The sequence below is a fragment of the Agarivorans sp. QJM3NY_29 genome (assembly GCF_050870835.2).
Lineage (GTDB): Bacteria > Pseudomonadota > Gammaproteobacteria > Enterobacterales > Celerinatantimonadaceae > Agarivorans.
This window is the reverse complement of record NZ_CP194036.2, coordinates 1,844,930-1,861,344: the sequence shown is the minus strand read 5'-3', so window position 1 is coordinate 1,861,344 and position 16,415 is coordinate 1,844,930. Positions and strand designations below refer to the sequence as shown.

The 16,415-nt window shown below is 44.6% G+C and carries 13 protein-coding genes; 10 read left to right on the top strand and 3 right to left on the bottom strand.

What is annotated here, in order from left to right; genetic code table 11:
• Positions 1 to 59 precede the first annotated feature (59 nt).
• Both serC and gyrA read right to left on the bottom strand, forming a co-directional pair.
• Complete coding sequence (gene serC, locus ACRRS0_RS08545) at positions 60 to 1,154, bottom strand: 3-phosphoserine/phosphohydroxythreonine transaminase (RefSeq protein WP_432453629.1); 1,095 nt, start codon at positions 1,152 to 1,154, stop codon at positions 60 to 62.
• A gap of 140 nt (positions 1,155 to 1,294) precedes the next feature.
• Positions 1,295 to 4,006 (bottom strand): DNA topoisomerase (ATP-hydrolyzing) subunit A, encoded by a 2,712-nt coding sequence (gyrA, locus tag ACRRS0_RS08540; RefSeq protein WP_432453630.1) that lies wholly within the window; start codon positions 4,004 to 4,006, stop codon positions 1,295 to 1,297.
• Between the two features lie 205 nt (positions 4,007 to 4,211).
• Between gyrA and ubiG the strand changes: the two genes are divergently transcribed.
• From ubiG to ACRRS0_RS08505, 7 genes are all read left to right on the top strand, one after another.
• On the top strand, positions 4,212 to 4,943 hold the full coding sequence (ubiG, locus tag ACRRS0_RS08535; protein ID WP_432453631.1) for a bifunctional 2-polyprenyl-6-hydroxyphenol methylase/3-demethylubiquinol 3-O-methyltransferase UbiG: 732 nt from the start codon (positions 4,212 to 4,214) through the stop codon (positions 4,941 to 4,943).
• Positions 4,933 to 5,607 carry an HAD family hydrolase gene (locus ACRRS0_RS08530; RefSeq protein WP_432453632.1) on the top strand — a complete coding sequence of 225 codons (675 nt, stop codon included), beginning with the start codon at positions 4,933 to 4,935 and terminating at the stop codon, positions 5,605 to 5,607. Before ubiG ends, ACRRS0_RS08530 begins: the two co-directional genes overlap by 11 nt.
• 289 nt (positions 5,608 to 5,896) lie before the next feature.
• Positions 5,897 to 8,182 (top strand): class 1a ribonucleoside-diphosphate reductase subunit alpha, encoded by a 2,286-nt coding sequence (gene nrdA, locus ACRRS0_RS08525; RefSeq protein WP_432453633.1) that lies wholly within the window; start codon positions 5,897 to 5,899, stop codon positions 8,180 to 8,182.
• A gap of 47 nt (positions 8,183 to 8,229) precedes the next feature.
• A complete protein-coding gene (gene nrdB, locus ACRRS0_RS08520; RefSeq protein WP_432453634.1) occupies positions 8,230 to 9,360 on the top strand; it encodes a class Ia ribonucleoside-diphosphate reductase subunit beta in 1,131 nt (376 codons plus the stop codon).
• On the top strand, positions 9,360 to 9,647 hold the full coding sequence (gene yfaE, locus ACRRS0_RS08515) for a class I ribonucleotide reductase maintenance protein YfaE (RefSeq protein WP_432453635.1): 288 nt from the start codon (positions 9,360 to 9,362) through the stop codon (positions 9,645 to 9,647). Before nrdB ends, yfaE begins: the two co-directional genes overlap by 1 nt.
• Before the next feature lie 503 nt (positions 9,648 to 10,150).
• Positions 10,151 to 10,981: a hypothetical protein gene (locus ACRRS0_RS08510; RefSeq protein WP_432453636.1), complete on the top strand. Its 831-nt coding sequence runs from the start codon at positions 10,151 to 10,153 to the stop codon at positions 10,979 to 10,981.
• 92 nt (positions 10,982 to 11,073) lie between these two features.
• Positions 11,074 to 11,424, top strand: coding sequence for a DUF3802 family protein (locus tag ACRRS0_RS08505; RefSeq protein ID WP_432453637.1), 351 nt, complete (start codon positions 11,074 to 11,076; stop codon positions 11,422 to 11,424).
• Between the two features lie 19 nt (positions 11,425 to 11,443).
• Here ACRRS0_RS08505 and ACRRS0_RS08500 read toward each other — a convergent pair whose 3' ends face one another.
• Positions 11,444 to 12,361, bottom strand: coding sequence for a LysR family transcriptional regulator (locus ACRRS0_RS08500; RefSeq protein WP_432453638.1), 918 nt, complete (start codon positions 12,359 to 12,361; stop codon positions 11,444 to 11,446).
• A 169-nt stretch (positions 12,362 to 12,530) separates the two neighbouring features.
• Here ACRRS0_RS08500 and ACRRS0_RS08495 point away from each other — a divergent pair, with 169 nt between their 5' ends.
• The 3 genes from ACRRS0_RS08495 (at position 12,531) to ACRRS0_RS08485 (ending at position 16,114) form a co-directional block, all read left to right on the top strand.
• Entirely contained in the window at positions 12,531 to 13,751 is a 1,221-nt protein-coding gene (locus ACRRS0_RS08495; RefSeq protein ID WP_432453639.1) for a pyridoxal phosphate-dependent aminotransferase, read from the top strand.
• A gap of 121 nt (positions 13,752 to 13,872) precedes the next feature.
• Positions 13,873 to 15,174 carry an anti-phage deoxyguanosine triphosphatase gene (locus ACRRS0_RS08490; protein WP_432453640.1) on the top strand — a complete coding sequence of 434 codons (1,302 nt, stop codon included), beginning with the start codon at positions 13,873 to 13,875 and terminating at the stop codon, positions 15,172 to 15,174.
• Between the two features lie 490 nt (positions 15,175 to 15,664).
• Positions 15,665 to 16,114 (top strand): CBS domain-containing protein, encoded by a 450-nt coding sequence (locus ACRRS0_RS08485; protein ID WP_432453641.1) that lies wholly within the window; start codon positions 15,665 to 15,667, stop codon positions 16,112 to 16,114.
• The last annotated feature ends 301 nt before the right edge of the window (positions 16,115 to 16,415 follow it).

The following is a 16,415-nucleotide window of genomic DNA, read 5'->3' as shown; positions in this document are numbered from 1 at the left end:
TCTACTTCTTTAGTGCCAATAGACTGGCTTAATTGCTTGATAAAATTGCCAGTGTTTGGCTAGCCTTGCGGATGACGCTGTGCAAAATCGGCCATAAAGGCCACCAGCGCTTGCACCCCTTCAATGGGCATCGCGTTATAAATACTGGCGCGCATGCCACCCACAATGCGATGTCCTTTCAGAGTCATCAAACCTGCTTGTGCCGCTTCACTCAAAAACAGTGCATCCAACTCGGGATTATCCAGTTGAAAGGGAATATTCATCTTTGAACGATTCTCTGGCGCGACCGAGTTGTGGTAAAAGTCACTCGCATCAATAAATCGGTATAATAACTCGGCTTTAGCGGCATTTTTTTCAGCCATAGCGCTTAAGCCACCTTGCTGCTTCAACCACTTAAACACCAAGCCAGCCAAGTACCAGGAGTAAGTCGGTGGCGTATTAAACATCGAATCACTGGCCGCCAATACGCTGTAATTCATGATACCTGGGGTGAGTGAATGAGCTTTATCCAACAGATCTTCGCGCACGATGGCAATTGCCAAGCCCGAAGGGCCGATATTTTTTTGTGCGCCAGCATAGATCAGTCCATAGCGGCTAACATCGATAGGCTGAGACAAAATGGTAGAAGAAAAATCCCCCACTAAAATCATATCTCCCACATCTGGAGTCTCTTCGATGGCGATCCCTTCAATGGTTTCGTTGGGGCAGTAGTGAACATAGGCAGAATCTTTATCGTATTGCCATTGAGAGCTGTCTTGCACTGAAACCTGACCATGCTCATCCACAGCCAGTGCATCAAACACCTTGGCTGCCGCGTGTTTCTCACCTTCGACAACGGCACTTTTCGACCACTGTCCGGTGGTAATATAACTAATACTGGTTTTATCCCCAAGCAGGTTCAGAGGGGCAGCAGCAAATTGTCCACGCCCCCCTCCCTGGCAGAATAGAACTTTATAATTATCGGGAATCGCCAGTAAATCGCGGAGATCTTGTTCGGCCTCGGCAGCCATCGCGATATATTCTTTACCTCGATGACTCACTTCCATGACCGATACCCCTAAACCTTGCCAATCGCAAAACTCAGCTTGGGCTTGTTGCATCACAGCCTCTGGCAACATCGCCGGGCCTGCACAAAAATTGTAGATTTTTCTCATGCCTATCTCTTTGTTATGTTGTGTTCGACCACTGCAGTGGTTCATTTTATACCGCCTGTAATAGGCTATACCAATGGTTTGGCGGGTCTCTCAAACAAAAACGAGCGACCGAAGCCGCCCGTTTATGTTATAGCCGATGACTATTCGGCATCAGTCTCACTGGCCGCCGAATCATCTTCGGCAGCGGCTGAGTTATCGTTGTCGAGGGAAGCCTCAGCGTTTTGCTCCGCTACTTCACCATCGGCTAAGTCTTCAAACTCTGCCTCTTCGATTTCGTCAATCCGTTGTAGACCAACCACCTTTTCACCTTCGGTAGTACGAATTAACGTTACCCCCTGGGTATTGCGGCCAACCAACGAAACTTCATGGACCCGAGTACGAACCAAGGTACCACCGTCGGTAATCAGCATCATTTCTTGTAGTTCGGTCACCTGCACGGCCCCCACCACTAAGCCATTCCGCTCACTCACCTTAATCGATACCACACCTTTGGTCGCGCGGCTCTTCGCCGGATATTCATCTAAACGAGTTCGTTTACCATAGCCATTTTCGGTGGCGGTTAGAATGTCTCCGTCTCCATTTGGCACAATCAACGAGACTACTTTCTGACCGGCGTCAAGCGAAATCCCACGAACCCCGGCAGCGGTACGACCCATTGGACGTAAGGCCAACAGCTCTTCACCGGTTTCAGGATCGAGTTTCACCGCACCCGTCTCACTATCCCGTTGCTTCTCGTTAAAGCGCACCACTTTACCCGCATCAGAGAACAACATGATTTCGTTGTCACCATTGGTGATATCAACGCCAATCAGCTTATCGTCATCATGCAAGTTAATCGCGCGGATACCGCTGGATAATGGCCGCTTAAAGGCGGTTAACGGGGTTTTCTTAACGGTGCCATTCGCCGTTGCAAACAAGATGAATTTGTCTTCTTGATATTCACGAACGGGCAAAATCGCGGTAATTCGCTCATCATCACCCAATGGCAGTAAGTTGACAATCGGTTTACCACGCGCTTGACGACTCGCCAGCGGCAATTGATAAACTTTAATCCAGTACACTTTACCGACGCTTGAGAAACACAAGACCGTATCGTGGGTATTTGCCACCAGCAACTTCTCAATGAAGTCTTCGTCTTTCATCTTGGTGGCGGCTTTGCCTTTACCACCACGACGCTGTGACTCATATTCGCTCAAAGGTTGGTATTTGACGTAGCCTTCATGGGAAAGCGTCACCACCACGTCTTCTTCATTGATCAGATCTTCAATCGACAGATCGGAGCTATTCGCTGAAATTTCGGTGCGACGCTCATCACCAAATTGCTCGCGCACTTCAATCAACTCGTCGCGGATCACTTCCATCAAACGAGTCGGGGTATTCAAGATATGCAACAGTTCAGCAATCAGATCTAATAAGTCTTTGTATTCTGCAATGATCTTCTCATGCTCAAGACCGGTCAAACGATGCAAACGTAATTCGAGAATAGCTTGTGCCTGAGTCGGTGTGATGAAATATTTTCCATCTCGAATACCAAACTCGGCCTCTAGCCAATCAGGACGAGCCGCATCATCGCCTGCACGCTCGAGCATCGCCGCAACACCACCTAAGTCCCAACCTTTAGCAAGTAAAGCCGTTTTTGCTTCGGCTGGAGTCGGAGAGGTTTTAATCAGCTCGATAATTTCATCGATATTGGCTAGCGCGATCGCTAGACCTTCGAGGATATGCGCACGATCACGGGCTTTACGTAATTCGAATACCGTACGGCGTGTCACAACCTCGCGGCGGTGACGAATGAAGCATTCGATCATCTCTTGAAGATTAAAAATCTTCGGTTGACCATTATCCAAGGCAACCATGTTCATGCCGAAGGACACTTGCATCTGGGTTTGTGAATATAAGTTGTTTAATACAACTTCGCCCACTGCATCGCGTTTCAATTCAACCACAATACGCATGCCATCCTTATCGGATTCATCACGTAATGCAGATATACCTTCCAGTTTTTTATCTTTTACTAACTCGGCCATCTTCTCGATCAGTCGAGCCTTGTTCACCTGATAAGGGATCTCATGAACAATAATCGTTTCTTTGCCGGCCTTGTCGGTGACGACTTCCGCTTTCGCTCGAATCGACACTTTACCGCGACCAGTTCGATAGCCTTGAATAATGCCTGCGCGGCCATTAATAATACCCGCGGTAGGGAAATCCGGCGCAGGGATATATTCCATCAATTCGTCGATGGTGATCTCAGGATTTTCGATCATTGCCAAACAACCATTCACCACTTCGGTGAGGTTATGTGGTGGAATGTTGGTGGCCATGCCCACCGCAATGCCCGAAGCTCCGTTCACTAACAGGTTCGGGATCCGAGTCGGCAACACCGCAGGAATTTGCTCGGTACCATCGTAGTTGGGGACGTAATCAACGGTTTCTTTTTCTAAGTCAGCCAGTAAAGAGTGCGCCAACTTATCCATACGGATTTCGGTATAACGCATTGCTGCAGCTGAATCACCATCAACCGAACCAAAGTTACCTTGCCCATCTACCAACATATAACGTAAGGAGAACGGCTGTGCCATCCGCACAATTGTATCGTAAACGGCACTATCACCATGGGGGTGATATTTACCAATAACATCACCGACCACACGGGCAGATTTTTTGTAAGGCTTATTCCAATCGTTACCTAGTACATTCATTGCGAACAACACCCGGCGATGCACAGGTTTTAAACCATCACGTACATCTGGTAAGGCGCGTCCAACAATCACGCTCATGGCATAATCAAGGTAGGAACTTTTCAGCTCATCCTCAATATTGACAGGCATGATCTCTTTTGCAAGATCGCTCATAGACGACAAAATCCTTCGTTTTTATTGCTTGTTACAATTACTCAGCGTAATCGAGAACTTTACCATAAAACCGACGCCTTAACAGGCCTGATGTCGCTCTTTTCTTTTAGAAAAATGAAAAACTACCGGAATTCAACAAAAGCTTGTGGCTAGGATGAACAAGTTCTTATAATACTTATAAATAATGACTTGGATAAAGAGACCAATGGAACAGCCAAATAACAGCCAAAATGTTGACCACCAAGAAATAGCACATTTTGCAGGCTTAGCCTCCCGTTGGTGGGATGAACAAGGGGATTTTAAAACCCTGCACCAGATCAATCCATTACGTCTCGACTATATTGAGCGGGGAGCCAAGGGACTATTTGGCAAGCAAGTCCTCGACATCGGTTGTGGTGGCGGAATATTAGCCGAGAGTATGGCCCTGCGAGGGGCTGATGTGACTGCGATCGATATGGGGCAAGAGCAAATTGAAGTCGCCAAATTGCACGCCTTAGAAACCGGGGCACAATTAACTTATCTGCAGACCACCGCCGAACAGCACGCCGAACAACAGCCTGCCCAATACGATGTGGTGACATGCATGGAAATGCTTGAGCATGTGCCCGATCCAAGCTCGGTAATTGCAGCATGCGCCAAATTGGTCAAGCCCGGCGGTTACCTCTTTGTATCAACCATCAATCGTACCCCAAAAGCCTACCTGTTTATGATTCTGGCGGCAGAAAAACTGCTCAAGCTGGTTCCCAACGGAACCCATCAGCATGATAAATTTATCCGTCCTTCAGAGTTGCTCAGCTGGGCTGATGAGCACAGCCTACAAAGTCAGGCCATTACCGGGGTACAATTTTACCCAGTGATTGAGCACTTTCGCTTAAGCCCTAATGTCGATGTGAATTACATGTTACAACTTGCCAAGCAGGATCAGGATGAACAATAAACTTGCGGTACTATTTGATTTAGATGGTACTTTATTAGACACCGCGCCTGATCTTGCAGCGGCCGCAAATCATGTACTAGCGCAGCACCAGCAACCACTCATTAGTTTAAGTGATGCTCGAACTTTAAGCTCCCATGGTGCCATGGGGCTACTGGGTTTTGGTTTTGGCGAAAGTTGGCATCAACAAGAGCAAACCAAACTGCGTCAACAATTACTCGACTTTTATCAGTCGAACATCTGCATCGACACTAATTTATTCCCTGGCATTCAGCAAACCTTAGCCTACTTAGATGCAACATCTACACCTTGGGGGATCGTGACAAACAAACCTGAAAGTTTAAGTCGGCAGTTACTTGCTTACTTTACTGAGTTTGCGAGCTGTGCAACGCTAGTCGGAGGCGATACGGTTAGCCAGCGGAAACCGCATCCGGAACCCATGTTACATGCCTGCCAACAACTCAAAGTAGCAGCACAGCATTGTTTGTATGTTGGCGACGCTCTGCGTGACATCGAAGCTGGAAACAACACCCAGATGACGACTATTTTAGCCGAATGGGGCTATATTTCGGAAAATGACAATATCCACACTTGGCAAGCCGATTTACACTGTCAAAAAAGTGAGCAACTTGAACAGCTAATCGCCAAACATTTGGCTAAATTATAAACCGCTTCAAGTTTTCATAAAAATAAATAATTTTCTATTTTTATAGCAAAAAGAACTTGCATTAACGCCACGCTAACAAAGTCACATGGATAGCTAGTTAGTAAGCACTAACATATAGCAATTATCCGCATGTTATGCACAAGTTCTTCATTTTTCCAAGTCTTGCGAAATCGACAAAACCTCATTATCTTGTATCAAATAAATTTATAAACACTATATCTAGTAGTCAGGCAATATTTGCCATACTAGACAGCCAGTAGCACAAAATTAGGATATAGGCCCTCCATTCATGAATACAGATCTACTGATAACCAAACGTAGCGGTAAACAAGAAGCCATTAATTTGGATAAAATTCACCGAGTGATTACATGGGCCGCCGAGGGCCTTAAAAATGTATCCGTTTCACAGGTCGAACTAAAATCACATATTCAATTCTACGATGGTATGGCCACCAAAGATATCCATGAAACGATTATCAAGGCGGCTGCAGATCTAATTTCTCAAGAAACGCCCGATTACCAATTTTTAGCCGCTCGTTTAGCAGTTTTCCACTTACGAAAAAAAGCCTACGGTCAGTTTGAACCACCGAAGCTTTACGAACATGTGGTCAAACAATGTGAAGCGGGTCTTTATGACATGCATTTGCTGAAAGACTACACCGTGGAAGAATTTGCCCAAATGGATGAGTTTATCGATCACTGGCGCGATATGAACTTTTCCTATGCAGCAGTAAAACAACTGGAAGGTAAATATCTAGTACAAAACCGCGTCACTGGCACGATCTACGAAAGTGCCCAATTTTTGTATATCCTAGTAGCAGCCTGTTTATTTGCCCATTATGACAAATCAGTTCGCTTGGATTACATTCGCCGTTTTTACGATGCGACCTCTTTATTTAAGATTTCCTTGCCAACACCGATCATGTCGGGAGTACGCACCCCAACCCGTCAATTCAGCTCCTGTGTATTGATTGAGTGTGGTGATAGCTTAGAGTCCATCAACGCCACCGCATCATCGATTGTAACTTACGTATCACAGCGCGCAGGGATCGGCATCAACGCTGGACGGATCCGCGCCTTGGGTAGTGAGATCCGTGGGGGAGAAGCCTTCCATACTGGATGTATCCCTTTCTATAAGTATTTTCAAACGGCGGTTAAATGCTGTTCACAAGGTGGTGTGCGTGGTGGCGCTGCAACTATCTTCTATCCATTCTGGCATCTCGAAGTCGAGTCACTATTAGTACTCAAGAACAACCGAGGCGTTGATGATAACCGAGTTCGTCATATGGACTACGGGGTGCAACTGAATCGGTTAATGTACCAACGTTTGGTGAAGGGTGAAAACATCACTTTATTTTCGCCCAGCGATGTACCGGGTTTATATGATGCATTTTTCGAAGATCAAGATACCTTCGAGCAGCTTTATCTAAAATACGAGCAAGACGCTAGTATCCGTAAACAGGCGATTAAAGCCGTTGATTTGTTCTCTTTATTGATGCAGGAACGTGCTTCTACCGGACGTATTTATATTCAAAACGTCGACCACTGTAATACTCATAGCCCATTTGATCCGGCTCAAGCACCAGTTCGTCAATCAAACCTTTGTTTAGAGATTGCACTGCCCACCAAACCGTTACAGCATGTGCATGACGAGAATGGTGAAATCGCCCTATGTACTCTATCGGCTTTCAATTTAGGGGCGATTGAAGATCTCAACGAATTGGAAGACTTGTCAGATCTTGCAGTTCGAGCCTTAGATAGCTTACTCGATTACCAAGACTACCCCATACTAGCAGCGAAAAAAGGGTCATTTGGCCGTCGCACCTTAGGGATTGGGGTCATTAACTATGCCTATTATTTGGCTAAGAATGGTTCCAAATACAGTGACGGTAGTGCCAACAATTTAACCCACCGCACCTTTGAGGCAATCCAGTACTGGCTGTTAAAAGCATCGATGCGTCTTGCCAAGGAGCAAGGTGCCTGCCCGATGTTCAATGAGACCACCTATGCGCAAGGTATTCTGCCCATCGATACCTATAAAAAATCGTTGGATCAATTAAGCAACGAGCCGCTGCATTACGATTGGGAAGAATTACGCCAAGAAATAACCACTTACGGCTTACGTAACTCAACCTTATCAGCCTTGATGCCATCGGAAACCTCCAGCCAAATTTCCAACGCGACCAATGGCATTGAACCACCACGCGGTTACGTCAGTGTAAAAGCCAGTAAAGACGGCATTCTAAAACAAGTGGTGCCTGACTTTGGAAACCTCAAAAATAGCTATGAATTACTTTGGGATATCCCAAATAATGACGGTTATTTGCAATTAGTGGGTTTAATGCAAAAGTTTGTTGACCAAAGTATTTCGGCTAATACTAACTACGATCCATCACGCTTTGTGGGTAATCGAGTCCCCATGAAAATCTTGATTGCCGACCTGCTAACCGCCTATAAATATGGCGTAAAAACTCTGTATTATCATAATACTCGTGATGGCGCTAGCGACCAGCACGATAATATGAAACCCGAGCCAGAAGATGATGATTGCGCCGGCGGTGCATGTAAAATTTAAGCCAAGTTTACGCGCTTAGGCGCAAAGAATTGTTAGGAATAATGTAGATGAACTACTCAATTTTTACCCAAACAGCCAACGATGCCACCAAAGAACCCATGTTCTTTGGTCAGCCGGTAAACGTGGCTCGTTATGACCAACAACGTCATCCTATCTTTGAAAAATTAATTGAAAAGCAATTGTCATTTTTCTGGCGTCCAGAAGAAGTGGATGTCAGCAGAGACCGCATCGATTATGCAAAATTGCCCGCACATGAGCAGCATATTTTCATTAGTAATTTAAAATACCAAACCTTGCTTGATAGTATTCAAGGACGCTCTCCCAATGTCGCTCTATTGCCTTTGGTGAGCCTACCTGAACTCGAAACTTGGATAGAAACATGGGCTTTCAGTGAAACCATCCACTCGCGGTCGTATACCCATATTATTCGTAATGTGATGGGAAATCCCGGTGAAGTCTTTGATGACATCATGGAAAACGAAGAAATCATCAAACGAGCCAATGACATTGCACTATATTACGACGATTTAATTCGAGCCTCTTCAATGTATCACCTCTATGGCGAAGGAGAACATCTGCTCGATGGCAAGCCTTACACCGTCTCACTTCGTGAGTTGAAAAAGAAACTCTACCTTTGTTTAATGTCGGTTAATGTACTTGAAGCAATTCGCTTCTATGTAAGCTTTGCATGTTCTTTTGCCTTTGCTGAACGTGAACTCATGGAAGGCAATGCCAAAATCATTAAGCTCATTGCCCGTGACGAAGCTCTTCATCTCACAGGCACCCAGCACATGATTAATTTAATGCGCGAAGGGAAAGACGATCCTGAGATGGCCGAAATAGCGGCCGAATGTGAGGTAGACGCTTGGCGGATGTTTACCGATGCAGCTGAACAAGAAAAACAATGGGCCAAGTACCTATTTAAAGACGGTTCAATGATAGGTTTGAATGAAGAGATCCTCTGTCAATACGTTGAATATATAACCAATAACCGAATGCAAGCCGTGGGTTTACACCCTTGCTTTGAAGACCGCAGTAACCCGATCCCTTGGATAAATTCTTGGCTAGTTTCAGACAATGTACAGGTCGCACCACAAGAAGCTGAAATCAGTTCCTACCTCGTCGGACAAATTGACTCAACCATTGCAGTCGATGACTTTGAGGATTTTGAGCTGTAATGCCGCATCAAGAAGGCCGAGTGATCGCTGATGGTATTGAGGTGGTGGTTGATAGCCACCATCGCAGTATTCTAGAAGCCTTTGAGCAGGCAGGATTTAATCCTGAATATCATTGTCGAGAAGGTGTCTGCGGCGCTTGTAGAAACACCCTATTAAAGGGGGAAGTTGAATATTCCACGCCCCCTTTAGCCAATATTCCCCAAGGCCAAGTCCTCACCTGTTGTAGTAAACCCAAAGGAAGGATCGAATTAGCGACGCGACCTCCGGTCAAACAAAAAACCGCCTAAAATAACGAGCATAATATTTAAAGTTGGGGCATTCGCCCCAAGCAGTCAGCTAATTGTTAACGACGAAACGATGACTTTAAAATAAGAACCGAATCAATCGCCACGCGACGCGCAATGATTCATGCCGGCACTAGTTTTCTCAAACGCTGCTTTGCCTTAAATAATTAAACAGCAAGTTTAAATAATCACCAAACGCACGCGGCCTTAGTCGGCCATAAGTTCACACTACAAGGTTGTAAAATTTGTCCTGTAAAGAACTTTAAATTGGCAATTCTGCTAGACAGCTTGTTGGCGTGCTAACACGACGTATGCGCCGAGTTTAAGCTAGCTAGAAAATTCACCGAGAAAAGAAGATCAAGCGCTGCCAAGTAAGACGCTATAATTCTAAATAGTCCTTTAGTTTTTTGAAAAACAACAGATAAACACACTATGGCTATTATTTTCTAGTTTACGAGGCAGTTATGATCATTCGACGGCAACCATTGATTGTTATGAGTAGCAGTATGTTAATACTCATGGTTGCATTAATTGCCTGGAAGGTATTTAACATCGAGCCATTAGATGAAACCGCCATTTGTCGTGCCGCCATTGCAACTCACTATTTGCAGCGCCAACTGGGACAAGTTCAGGCATTACCCGATTATCCTCAACAATATGTTAGTGCCAACCAGATCGGTGATAAACCTAAGTCCGTAGATTGCCAAATTAGTGGTCGGCTGATTAGCTTAAGTGAACAACAGCACGCGATTGCCAACCTATATTTTGAGCAAAAGCGCGATCAACTGGCGATTATCGTCCCCCGGCATGCGGCCCCTAACCGAGTAAGAGTGTTTACTCGAGAACAATTCAACTTTCCCAAATTACGGCTGGCTAAACATGACTTAGCCACTGGGATCCATGAAATGTACGGCGAAGGTTTTGATATCAACCAAGTGATCCAACAAACCGTAGGCTTACTTAAAGCGAATCATATCTGCGGTCAACTAGAACGCCAGCAGCAATTGAAGCTGTCTCCTGTCCCTATTCGTGATAGTTATTTTAAACAAGCCCACAAGCTGACGCCTTACCTGATTAATTTAGTACAGCGTTCCCCCCTAAATGTGGAGCAAATACAAAAAACTAAACAACAAATCGTCGACTTAGAACAGGCATTTGCACAGAACACAAAATCCTTAGTCAATTGGCTACAACAAACTGAAAGCACAGCTCCCATAGACAAGCGTTTGTTAGAATATCATTTAAGCGATCTAAAACGGGCGAATCCGAGACTTTATCTACCCAATTCTTGTAATCAAGCCTATATTCAGTCTGCTGAGTTAACTCAGACCTTATAGAGCTAACATATTTGTTCACTGACATTTTTTTTAAGTCATATTTCGTTATACACTAAACAGATAAAGATAAAGTTGAAGAGGGAAACAGAACGATGGTAACTGATAGTGAAGGCTACGTTCAGCTAATTGGCTTCTTAAGTGACAATCTTGCGTTATTTGAACATACGCAGGCACAACAGAATCCGTTAACAATATGCGATTATGTCACTGAAAAGTTATCTGACAACGTGATGTTAGTGTGTCGCCAACACGAGCACCTCGATAGTGAACATCGCTTCACCGTTATTCGCGAAATGGACGCGGTGATGAATGACTTAGAACAAGTCTTATCTGGTGTTTGGATGAGCAGTCCAACCCAGCAGCAGCAACAGTTTATCGATGAATTTGTGGGCCTTATCAAGAATATGTTCGATAATCAATTGATTGCCATCGACCCCATCTAATAACTCAATAAAAGCCGTTTTAGACTATCGGTTTGATCCCCTCTAAATGGCTAAAGCAATGCTCGCGGGCAATGTCTAGAAAGGCTTCAATGTAGGCACTATCTTGATGACTTTGAGCTCGGGCTGCGTAAAGGTTTTGCCACAATGTTCCATCCCCTAAGGGGCGGGTCACGATATAACCTTTATTAACATATTCAGTTAATGCCCAATTGGGCAATACCGCAACTCCCCGGCCACTGGCAACCAACTGCATCATCATGATGGTCATATCAACTTTACGGATCGCCAAGGGCTCCACACCAGCGGGGTCCAAAAACAAATTAAAGAGGTCTAAACGATGACTATCCACAGGATAGGAAATTAGCACTTGCTTGGAAAAATCTTCCGGTTCGATGATCGGTTTATTCACCAAGGGATGATTAGGACTTAACGCTAATGTCGGTTGATAGGAGAACAATGGCCAATAACTAATCCCTTCCCACACTTGGGGATCAGAAGTAATCACTAAGTCCAACTGCCCCAACGCAAGTTCGGGTAAGGGTTCAAAACTAAATCCGCTGCTAAAGTCCAATTCCACATCTGGCCACAAGCCACGATAATGATCGATAGCGGGCATCAACCAATTAAAACAACTATGACACTCAATGGCGAGATGCAGCCGCCCAGCCTGACCGCCAACTAGACGGCTCAATTCACGCTCTGTATGCTGTACCTGTTCTATAACATTATCGGCCAAGTCTAATACTCTTAAACCCGCCATGGTAAAGCGTAATGGTTTGGTCTTTCGGACAAATAGTTTAGCGCCAATACGTGATTCAAGATCTTTGAGTTGATGAGATAAAGCGGACTGAGTTAAACATAAACGCTGAGCGGCAACCACCAAGGAGCCACTTTCTCGAAGCGCTTGTAAGGTTTTTAAATGCTTGAGTTCTAACATAGTCTCACAATGAAAAATCTACTATAAGTAGCAGTTTATCATCAACTCATCGCACAAAATCGCATCAGCCATAAAAAATTCTAAAAAAGTATAAATACTCATCGCAAAGGCTTGCAAGCAAGCTCAAAAAATAAGTTAATAAGCATATCCATCTAAGGCTGTAACTATCATGTATCAAATAGCGAAATCCCATAAACTCGACAATGTCTGTTATGACATACGAGGTCCTGTATTAAAGCAAGCCAAACGCCTTGAAGAAGAAGGTCACCGTGTACTGAAGTTAAATATTGGCAATACTGCAGAGTTTAATTTTGAAGCGCCTGAAGAAATTCTAGTCGATGTGATCCATAACCTGCCGACAGCTCAGGGTTACTGCGACTCCAAAGGTTTATTTTCGGCCCGTAAAGCAGTAATGCACCACTACCAGTTACAAGGACTACGTAGCACCACCCTCGAAGATATTTATCTCGGTAATGGCGTTAGTGAACTCATCGTGATGGCGATGCAGGCACTGCTAAATAACGGCGACGAAATGTTAGTCCCATCACCCGATTACCCGCTATGGACAGCTGCCGTAACCTTATCTGGCGGTAATCCAGTTCACTACGAATGTGATGAACAAGCAGGTTGGTTTCCCGATATAGACGATATCCGCAGTAAAATTACACCTCGTACCAAAGGCTTGGTGGTGATCAACCCAAATAACCCAACAGGAGCGGTATATAGCAAAGAAATTCTTCTCGAGCTGGTTGAATTGGCGCGTGAACATAATTTGATTCTATTTGCCGACGAGATCTATTCTAAAGTTATTTATGATGATGCCTTACACATCCCGATGTCGACATTATCTGACGACGTGCTCACCTTAACCTTTAACGGCTTATCCAAAGCTTATCGCGTATGTGGCTTCCGTTCTGGTTGGTTACTCGTTAGTGGTCCGAAACATCGCGCGACGGACTACATCGACGGTTTAGACATGCTGGCATCGATGCGCTTATGTGCCAATGTGCCCGTGCAACATGCAATTCAAACAGCACTCGGCGGCTATCAGAGTATCAATGAATTAATTGTTCCCGGGGGGCGTTTATATGAACAACGCAACCTTGCTTGGCAACTGCTGAACGATATCCCAGGAATTAGCTGCGTAAAACCCAAAGGCGCAATGTATCTATTTCCAAAACTTGATGTGGAAAAATTCAACATTAAGGACGACCAACAATTTGCCCTAGATTTGTTGCAGCAGGAAAAGATATTAATTGTACAAGGTACTGGCTTTAACTGGTCCAAACCTGACCATTTTCGGATTGTTTTTTTACCTCGAGAAGAAGAGCTAAGGGAAGCAATAGGAAGAATTGCAAATTTTTTAGATGGCTATCGGCAAGTCGATTAAAGCTCTCGGCTGAAAATAGTAAGGCACTTTTGGTGCCTTTTTTTTGCTTAAAATTAAGCACATACTATTTTTACTAAAGGTAGTGTAAGGTAGTGAATGTGTAGTAGTGGGAGCCCACCAAATGAATGGACTGTTCGAACAAGATGGCATAGCAAGATTTGTTGAAGAACAAAATCAACGACGCAATGATCATCGCACTCCTTGGCAACGAGATCGAGCGAGGATCCTTCATTCTGCAGCGTTTCGTCGTTTACAAAACAAGACTCAGGTGCTCAGCATCGGCAGTAATGACTTTCACCGAACCCGCTTAACTCATTCGCTGGAAGTATCGCAGATTGGTACAGGCATTATCGGCCACATTCACTCCTTAAAGGACCTACCACATCACTTTTTACCCGAATTAAATCTCATTGAGAGTTTATGTCTCGCTCATGATATCGGCCACCCTCCCTTTGGCCATGGTGGAGAAGTCGCGCTGCACTATATGATGCGTCATCACGGGGGATTCGAAGGCAATGCCCAAACCTTTAGGATCTTAACTAAATTAGAGCCGTATACCGAGTCGAATGGCATGAACCTGACGCGACGAACTCTGTTAGGTATTATCAAATACCCATGTTTATTAAGTCACTTACAGCGCCAACCACTGCCTCAAGAAGCCAAAAGCTTCCGTCAGTTAAAGGTTGCAGATTGGACCCCTGCGAAAGGGATCTATGATGACGACCGTGAATTATATCACTGGGTCCTTGCCAGCTTTAGCTTAAACGATCGCCAACGTTTCGTACAAAGTCGCGAGGTGAGTAGCCAGCAACATCGTAAGAGCAGCTTTAAGTCTTTAGACTGCTCCATTATGGAACTAGCCGACGACATCGCCTATGGTGTGCACGACCTTGAAGATGCCATTGTCATGGGTATTGTCAGCCGCCACGATTGGCAAGAACAAGTCGCCTCGGCGATTGCCGATATCAAAGATTGCTGGTTAGCCGATGAAATTGGCGAGTTATCCGTAAAACTATTCAGCCAACATCACTATGATCAAAAAGATGCGATAGGCAGCTTAGTAAATGCCTTTATCACCTCTATCAGGCTTCGTCATCAACAACTGTTCGACGATCCATTATTGGACTTACAAGCCGCCATGGAGCCCCCCATGGCGCAAGCCTTAGACGTACTTAAGCGTTTCGTCTTACATTATGTCATTCAAACCCCTGAGATAGAAATGACCCGTTTCAAAGGCCAACAAGTCGTCATGGAGCTATTTCAAGCCTTTGCCAGCGACCCTGAGCGCTTGTTGCCACTAAATACCCGAACCCGTTGGCTACAAGCAGGCGAAAATGGAAGTAATCAAGCACGCGTGATTGCTGATTATATTGCGGGCATGACTGATGACTATGCCAATCGTCTCTATCACAAACTGTTTTAGCCATCATTCAGCAGAAATAAACGAGAACACTCGCGCAAATCGAGTGTTCATTGGCAGTTTTATCACGACTCACGGTAGGCAGACTTCATAGCCTACCGTTAAGCCCTGTTTCATAGGGAGCAAGTAAACAATGCTCAACCAAGCCCTTCGGCTTGCTCACCTATTCCCTGTTATTTCATGATGTATCTAGCGAACACCGCTTCCTACCATCGACCTCACTAAAGCCAATAACAAGCAGCCCGGTAATCCCCCCAAAAACCATCACCAAAGCTCGAACCAGCAACAAAGATCAGAAGTAAAACGAAGGGAATGAGCAGTAGATATTCATCAATTTAGCAAGATAATTCACGATATTTTCATCGCTTTTATAAGCAACACCACAAGTCTGTACCGCACCTTGAAAAAGCACAAAATTCGTTGATTTTTATCAACCCAAATTCACCGAGAACCTCTAGATTTAAAGAAGAGATGACAACCAGAGGTGCTCGTTATGATTAAAATTGCAGACATCATGACTACTACGCCACACACTTGCACTGAACAAACTACCTTAGAAGAAGCGATTAGTCTGTGTAAGGAATTCAAAATTCGCCACCTACCCATCCTCGACAAGCAACAGCAACTGGTCGGTTTAGTCAGTGAACGAACCTTACTCGCCGCGCAAGAATCATCATTAACAAAAACCACTCCAGAACAAAGACGAGCCCATGAACAACAAATCATGCTAAAACATATCATGATTACCAAGTTACACACCGTATCCGCCGAAGCGAGTGTTGAGCAAGCCGCTAAACACATTGAACGACATCGTATCGGCTGCCTCCCCGTCGTAGAAGGTAAACGGTTATTAGGCATAATTACTGATACAGATTTTGTTGGTGTAGCCATATCCTTGCTAGAAATGTTAGCGGAACAAGAACCGCAAAACACCGAAGATTAAGTATAATTACTACATAGTTCATTGTATTACTTTGGATTTTCACAAAAATGACTAAAAAAGAATAAAAATTAAGTAAAAAAATTACAATAAAAGTTGTTTTGTGATCTATATCACGGTATTCTTCATCACATAAATCGCGAGGTGCTTCCATCCTTTAGCGTCGTATTCAGTCGTTTCGAATAAGTCGATTTATGGGGCCGCTAATCGCCCCTGCTATTTAGCCTCCAGCAATAGCCCGTATTAGCCATTCCTTATGTTTTTTTCCAGCCTAGTGCTGGATTTTTTTTAGCTCGAGAAAGGC

Excerpts from the sequence above, each read along its gene's own strand:
- ACRRS0_RS08495 (WP_432453639.1), top strand. The coding sequence starts at position 12,531 with ATGTATCAAATAGCGAAATCCCATAAACTCGACAATGTCTGTTATGAC.
- ACRRS0_RS08530 (WP_432453632.1), top strand. The coding sequence starts at position 4,933 with ATGAACAATAAACTTGCGGTACTATTTGATTTAGATGGTACTTTATTA.
- ACRRS0_RS08505 (WP_432453637.1), top strand. The coding sequence starts at position 11,074 with ATGGTAACTGATAGTGAAGGCTACGTTCAGCTAATTGGCTTCTTAAGT.
- yfaE (WP_432453635.1), top strand. The coding sequence starts at position 9,360 with ATGCCGCATCAAGAAGGCCGAGTGATCGCTGATGGTATTGAGGTGGTG.
- ACRRS0_RS08510 (WP_432453636.1), top strand. The coding sequence starts at position 10,151 with ATGTTAATACTCATGGTTGCATTAATTGCCTGGAAGGTATTTAACATC.
- serC (WP_432453629.1), bottom strand. The coding sequence starts at position 1,154 with ATGAGAAAAATCTACAATTTTTGTGCAGGCCCGGCGATGTTGCCAGAG.
- ACRRS0_RS08500 (WP_432453638.1), bottom strand. The coding sequence starts at position 12,361 with ATGTTAGAACTCAAGCATTTAAAAACCTTACAAGCGCTTCGAGAAAGT.
- gyrA (WP_432453630.1), bottom strand. The coding sequence starts at position 4,006 with ATGAGCGATCTTGCAAAAGAGATCATGCCTGTCAATATTGAGGATGAG.
- nrdA (WP_432453633.1), top strand. The coding sequence starts at position 5,897 with ATGAATACAGATCTACTGATAACCAAACGTAGCGGTAAACAAGAAGCC.
- ubiG (WP_432453631.1), top strand. The coding sequence starts at position 4,212 with ATGGAACAGCCAAATAACAGCCAAAATGTTGACCACCAAGAAATAGCA.
- ACRRS0_RS08490 (WP_432453640.1), top strand. The coding sequence starts at position 13,873 with ATGAATGGACTGTTCGAACAAGATGGCATAGCAAGATTTGTTGAAGAA.
- ACRRS0_RS08485 (WP_432453641.1), top strand. The coding sequence starts at position 15,665 with ATGATTAAAATTGCAGACATCATGACTACTACGCCACACACTTGCACT.
- nrdB (WP_432453634.1), top strand. The coding sequence starts at position 8,230 with ATGAACTACTCAATTTTTACCCAAACAGCCAACGATGCCACCAAAGAA.